General features: G+C 47.3%; 7 protein-coding genes. All 7 read left to right on the plus strand.

What is annotated here, in order from left to right; genetic code table 11:
* Positions 1-222 (plus strand): DUF3394 domain-containing protein (locus tag Q0231_RS11140; protein ID WP_299347728.1); only part of this gene is annotated, 222 nt, incomplete at its 5' end.
* Between the two features lie 14 nt (positions 223-236).
* Positions 237-668 carry a universal stress protein gene (locus Q0231_RS11145; protein WP_269393667.1) on the plus strand — a complete coding sequence of 144 codons (432 nt, stop codon included), beginning with the start codon at positions 237-239 and terminating at the stop codon, positions 666-668.
* A 25-nt stretch (positions 669-693) separates the two neighbouring features.
* The gene (locus Q0231_RS11150) at positions 694-2,040 is read left to right on the plus strand and encodes an aspartate aminotransferase family protein (RefSeq protein ID WP_299347729.1); all 1,347 of its coding nucleotides are present in this window, start codon (positions 694-696) and stop codon (positions 2,038-2,040) included.
* Positions 2,040-2,816 (plus strand): 3-keto-5-aminohexanoate cleavage protein, encoded by a 777-nt coding sequence (locus tag Q0231_RS11155; protein WP_269394373.1) that lies wholly within the window; start codon positions 2,040-2,042, stop codon positions 2,814-2,816. Before Q0231_RS11150 ends, Q0231_RS11155 begins: the two co-directional genes overlap by 1 nt.
* Before the next feature lie 136 nt (positions 2,817-2,952).
* Positions 2,953-3,927 carry a tripartite tricarboxylate transporter substrate binding protein gene (locus Q0231_RS11160; protein ID WP_269393669.1) on the plus strand — a complete coding sequence of 325 codons (975 nt, stop codon included), beginning with the start codon at positions 2,953-2,955 and terminating at the stop codon, positions 3,925-3,927.
* Between the two features lie 117 nt (positions 3,928-4,044).
* The gene (locus Q0231_RS11165) at positions 4,045-4,503 is read left to right on the plus strand and encodes a tripartite tricarboxylate transporter TctB family protein (RefSeq protein ID WP_269393670.1); all 459 of its coding nucleotides are present in this window, start codon (positions 4,045-4,047) and stop codon (positions 4,501-4,503) included.
* 6 nt (positions 4,504-4,509) lie between these two features.
* Positions 4,510-6,083, plus strand: a 1,574-nt coding sequence (locus tag Q0231_RS11170; protein WP_299347730.1) for a tripartite tricarboxylate transporter permease, incomplete at its 3' end; no start/stop codon positions are given.

Here is a 6,083-nt window from a genome sequence, read left to right on the forward strand (position 1 = left end):
CCCGAGGGCGAGGTTGTAAAGCTAGATGAGCCATTCCCTGGCACACCATATTTTGAAACTTTGGGCGAGTTTGATTTCTACATGGATCAGCCTGTGGAGATTAAATCTGTACAAACGGCTGCGGAACGTATGCCCAAACAGGTGTTTTACCTGCCGGCTCTATTGCTGCTGGGCTTTGTGATCATGTTGCAACGCCGTCGGCAAACTCAACCCGCATTTTAATAAGGAGAGCATTGATGTTTACATCTGTTTTGTTGCCAATCGATCTGAACCAAGAAAGCTCTTGGGATCGAGCTTTGCCAGCCGCCGAGCAAATTGCGCGAGACTATGGCGCCAAGCTCACCATTATGAGCGTGTTGCCCACTTTCGGCTTGCCCGCCGTTTCGCAATACTTCCCTGAGGGGTTCGAAAAGAAAGCCGAAGGCGCAGCAAGTGAAGCCTTAAAGAGTTTTGTGCGGGATAAATGCACAAACCCAGATCAGGTGAAACTGCATCTGGCGCACGGCACGATCTATGATGAGATTTTGCAGTACGCCGCAAAAATTCAATGCGATCTGATTGTTATGGGATCGCATCGACCTGAATTCAAAGACTATTTGCTTGGTCCTAACGCTGCTCGCGTTGTGCGGCATGCCAAGCAATCGGTTTTTGTTGTCAGACCAACATAAAAGAACGCATCAGCGGAACAAAAAAATGTGTGCAGATCATGTGTTTCCACGCCACTCCCGCGTGGACCCTCCTGTCGTCGTATCTGGCGATGGGCCTTGGCTCTTTGATGCCAACGGAAAGAAATACCTGGATGGATGTGGCGGTGCCGCCGTGTCTTGTTTGGGCCATTCGGCTAAGCCGGTTTTGGACGCGGTAAAACTGCAGCTTGATAAGATCGCTTACGCGCATACTTCGTTTTTTACTTCGGAACCTGCGGAGCGATTGGCCGACAAGCTGGTCGAATATGCGCCGGACAACATGGAGCGTGTGTATTTTGTTTCAGGTGGATCTGAGGCAACTGAAAGTGCGATCAAATTGGCGCGTCAGTATTTCCTCGAAATTGGCCAGCCGCAACGCAGACACATAATTGCGCGCAAACAAAGCTATCATGGCAATACGCTTGGTGCATTGTCTGCCGGTGGCAACATGTGGCGCAAAGCGCAATTTGAACCGCTTATGGTGCCTTCGATGGTGCATATTGATGCTTGCCATTATTGGCGGTTTGCTGAGCCAGGTGAAAGCGAATTTGATTATGGTCAACGGGTGGCGAACCAGCTTGAGGAAATGATTTTAAAGTTGGGCGAGGATAGTGTTGCAGCTTTCATCGCAGAGCCGATTGTTGGGGCAACAATGGGCGCTGTTTTGCCTGCCGAAGGCTATTACGATCGCATTCAAGAAATCTGCCACAAATATGGCGTGCTTTTGATCATGGATGAGGTGATGGTTGGATGTGGGCGCACAGGCACGTTTTTTGCTTCTGACCACTACAACATAAAGCCAGACATGATTTGTATTGCCAAAGGCATTGCTGCAGGAATCCAACCTTTGGCGGCCATGATCTGCTCTGGTGAGATTTACGCCGCCATTAAAGAGGGCAGTGGTTTCTTTCAACATGGACATACTTATTTGGCGCATCCCGCCGCTTGTGCTGCTGGTCTTGCCGTCATTGAGGAAATTGAAAGCAAACAGCTTCTTGTTCGCGTCAATGAGTTGGGAGCGAAGCTTGAAGCAGGTTTGCACAAAGCATTCGGACAACATCCGCATGTGGGAGATATTCGAGGTAAAGGGCTGTTCTGGGGACTTGAATTGGTGAAAGATCGCCAAACAAAAGTGCCATTTGAGCCAAGTTTAAATATAGCAAGGCGGGCCAAAAAGATTGCCTTTACTGAAGGATTGATGATCTATCCAATGGGGGGCACTATAGATGGCAAGAGCGGCGATCACATATTACTCGCTCCGCCATTCATTTATGAAGATGAGCACGTTCACTTGTTGATCGAGCGCCTGACGACGACACTTGAGCGCGTGTTTGAGGAGCAAGCAGCAGCTTGATGAAGAGACCTTACATTTTGGTTGCGCCCAATGGGGCTAGACGGAACAAGGACGATCATCCGCAATTGCCAATGACAATCGGTGAGATTGTTGAAACAGCAAAAAGCTGCTTTGAGGCAGGTGCAGATGGTATTCACGCACACGTGCGCGGCGCGCAAGGCCAGCATGTACTTGACGCTGGCCTTTATAAGGAGCTGATCGCGGAGCTAAATATCCATGTCCCACAGATGGATGTGCAAATCACAACGGAAGCTGTTGGGCTCTTTACGCCAACGCAGCAAATGGCAATTGTTCGTCAGGTTGAGCCGAAAATGGTCTCCATCGGGTTGAGCGAATTGTGTGCGCACGACGATAAATCTGAGCTTGCAGCTTTTTATCACGAGGTGATGGGGGCGGGAATTGAGGTGCAGCACATCTTGTATGACCCGGCTGAGCTGCAATATTTTGAACAGATGGTGGACCAAAAGGTAATCCCGTGCGAGGCGCCTTCTTTCTTGTTTGTGCTGGGACGATATACAGCAGGTCAATTGTCAAACCCGCAACATTTTGATCCTTTCTTTGGAGGTTTTCTCGAGTCTCCTTTCGCGCATACCGGGAAGTTTATGACGTGCGCATTTGGACCCCGTGAAACCACTTGCTTGTTGCATGCAGCTGAAAATGGCAGTGACTGCCGCGTTGGCTTTGAGAACAACTTGCAAATGGAAAACGGTGAGCTGGCGACAGATAATGCGGCGCGAGTCGCAGAGTTGGTCGAGCGGTTGGATAGATTGAAATAGTCTATAGAAGTGTAACTTGTTGATATATATCATTTAAATTTCCAAGCTCTCTCATGACAGGTTGGTGTCAGTTTTGCGTGGTGCCATGCAAAGTGAACCGGTTAACGGTTTCATGAGACTTTTTGGGAGGACATTCATGTTCAAAAAAATCACAGCTGCAATTGCGGCAACTTCACTTTTGCTCGGCGCTGCTGGCGTTGCCATGGCAGACGGGCACAAAGTTGTTGATCAAATCAAATTCCTTATTCCTGGTGGTGCCGGCGGCGGCTGGGATGGCACAGCGCGCGGTACTGGCGAAGCGTTGACCAAATCTGGTCTTGTTGGCGGTGCTACATATGAAAATATGTCAGGCGGCGGCGGCGGCAAAGCCATCGCGCACATTATTGAGACAAACGACCAAGACACTTTGATGGTCAATTCAACGCCAATCGTGATCCGGTCTTTGCAAGGGGTTTTCCCCCAGTCATTCCGTGACTTGACCCCGATTGCCGGCACGATTGGTGACTATGGCGCGGTTGTTGTTCACAAGGATTCAACTATCGCTTCAATGCCACAATTCTTGGCTGAATATGCCAACGATCCAAAATCTGTTGCCATTGGCGGCGGTTCGGTTGCTGGCGGTATGGACCACTTGATTGCGGCATTGATCATGAAGAATGCGGGCGCAAACCCGATCGACGTGAAATACATCCCTTATGATGCGGGTGGTAAAGCGATGGCTGGCTTGTTGTCTGGTGAAATTGCTGCATTGACCACTGGGTTTGGTGAAGCGATTGAGCTTGCGCGCCAAGGCGAAGTGAACATCTTGTGTGTGACGTCGCCAGAGCGTTTGTCTACCTCACCTGACACACCAACTTGTGCGGAAGCTGGTTCACCGGGCACAGAGTTTGTAAACTGGCGCGGATTTTTCGCGGCACCAGGTCTGTCTGATGAGAAGAAGGCACAATTCATTACAGCTCTTGAAAAGATGTATGACACCGACGAATGGTCAACAGTTCGTGACCGTAACGGTTGGGTTGAAATCTTCAATGCTGACGCCGAATTCGTGAGCTTCTTGGAAGCTCAAGAAGAAGAAATTGGTGGCCTAATGCGCGAGCTTGGCTTCCTCTAGGCTCTGGGGTTAAACTGATCGCGGCTCTTTGTAGCTGCGATCAGACTTGTGGCGAATTTCGTCTTTGGAACGCTCGCAGGTCGAGCGTTTCTTTTTAGATCAGTCGGGAGGCTCATCGTGTTTTTTACCAACAGAAGGATAGGCGGCCTATTGTTGTTGGCTTTTTGCGTTACCTACGCAGTTCTGAGCCAGCGCATTCCTTTGTTGCCATTCCAAGCGCAGTCAGCGTTTCATGCGCGCACCATGCCAGAAGTGCTGGCCATATTGGGGGTGGGGCTTTCCATCGCCATTGTTGTACTGCCATCGCCCAAAGAATTTTTGGATTTGTCCGGCAAGAATTGGTTCACCGTTATTGCCTTTCTTGCACTGATGTCGTTCTACGGCGTGACTATTCGACCGTTTGGATTCATTCTTTCATCTTCCATCCTTTTGGGCGTGGGTTTTTGGTTGTTGGGTGAACGCAAGGCTTGGTTGATTTTGGCGGTTTCGGTTCCAATTGCCATTGCATTTTGGGCGCTGATGACGCTCGGGTTGAGCGTGTTTCTTGAGCCGCTACCATGGTTTTTGAGAGGTTGATGGGCAATGCTTGAAGGTATTCTAATCGGGCTAACCACTGCCCTTACACCGATGAATTTGGGTTTCGTTGTCGCTGGATGTCTTGTGGGGACATTCATTGGCATGTTGCCGGGTCTTGGCCCTATGTCCGCGATCGCACTTATGATCCCGGTTGCAGCAGGGTTGGACCCGGCGGCAGGCATTATTTTGATGGCTGCTGTTTATTATGGCGCGATTTTTGGCGGGTCAACGTCGTCAATTCTGATCAATGCGCCGGGGGTGGCGAGTACGGTTGCCACGTCGTTTGATGGTTACCCAATGGCCAAGCAAGGCAAAGCGGGTAAAGCATTGGCGATTGCGGCCTACTCCTCGTTTTCTGGTGGTGTTGTAGGGGCAATTTTGTTGCTGATTGCTGCGCCATTCTTGGCGAAAGTGTCCTTGTCGTTCCATTCAACTGACTATTTTGCCTTGATGGTATTGGGGCTGACGGCAGTTGCGGCGTTTGCGGGGCAGGGCAATGTTCTAAAAGCCATGTTGATGACGATCGTTGGGTTGATGTTATCCACTGTTGGTACCGACCAAACTCAAGGTATTCAGCGCTTTACGCTTGGCATGATTGATTTGCTTGATGGTGTTTCGTTCTTGTTGTTGGTGATGGCGACATTCGCGCTTTCTGAAGCGTTGATGGCGATTTTGAAACCAAAAGACGATGAAAGTCGCCTGAAAGAAAAAGAAGATTCTGCACCTAATTCTGTATTTAATCATCAATTTATAGAAGAAAAAACGGCAGATTTAGAATCATTATTAGAAGATTTAGACAGTTATTCTATTGATGAATTATTGCCTCAAACTGGTTTAGATTTATCTGAAATTAAAAAAGCTACAGAACTCATTATCAATAACGATAAAATTATTATTTGTTGGGCAATGGGTTTAACTCAACATAAAAACGGGGTTGATAATATTCGAGAAATTGTAAATATTTTGCTATTAAAAGGGAGCATTGGAAAAAAAGGTGCAGGAACTTGTCCTGTGCGTGGACACTCTAATGTTCAAGGTGATAGAACAATGGGAATTTGGGAAAAACCAAAAACTGCTTTTTTAGACAATTTAGAAAAAGAATTCAACTTTAAAGCACCAAGAAAACACGGTTTAGATGTGGTTGATGCTATTGAGGCAATGCATCAAAATAAGGCAAAAGTATTTTTTGGAATGGGTGGGAATTTTATTTCTGCAACTCCAGATACTACTTTTACAGCTAAAGCTTTGCGCAATTGTAATTTAACGGTTCAAGTTTCTACAAAACTAAATCGAAGTCATTTAATTCATGGTAAACAAGCATTGATTTTACCTTGTTTAGGACGTTCTGAAGTAGATGAACAAGAAACTGGAGAACAATTTATTTCGGTTGAAAATTCTATGGGAGTTGTGCATAAATCTAACGGACATTTAAAACCTTTATCTGAACATTTATTAAGCGAACCTGCAATTGTTGCTGGTATTGCTGAAGCCACACTTAAAAATTCTAAAGTTGAATGGAGCAAATCTATTACCAATTACGATTTTATTCGAGATAAAATTGAAGCTACAATTCCTGGTTT

The organism is uncultured Maritalea sp., assembly GCF_937139385.1.
Lineage (GTDB): Bacteria > Pseudomonadota > Alphaproteobacteria > Rhizobiales > Devosiaceae > Maritalea > Maritalea porphyrae_A.

Bases quoted from the DNA above. Each gene is read 5' to 3' on its own strand.
- Q0231_RS11145 (WP_269393667.1), top strand. From the start codon at position 237: ATGTTTACATCTGTTTTGTTGCCAATCGATCTGAACCAAGAAAGCTCT.
- Q0231_RS11150 (WP_299347729.1), top strand. From the start codon at position 694: ATGTGTGCAGATCATGTGTTTCCACGCCACTCCCGCGTGGACCCTCCT.
- Q0231_RS11155 (WP_269394373.1), top strand. From the start codon at position 2,040: ATGAAGAGACCTTACATTTTGGTTGCGCCCAATGGGGCTAGACGGAAC.
- Q0231_RS11160 (WP_269393669.1), top strand. From the start codon at position 2,953: ATGTTCAAAAAAATCACAGCTGCAATTGCGGCAACTTCACTTTTGCTC.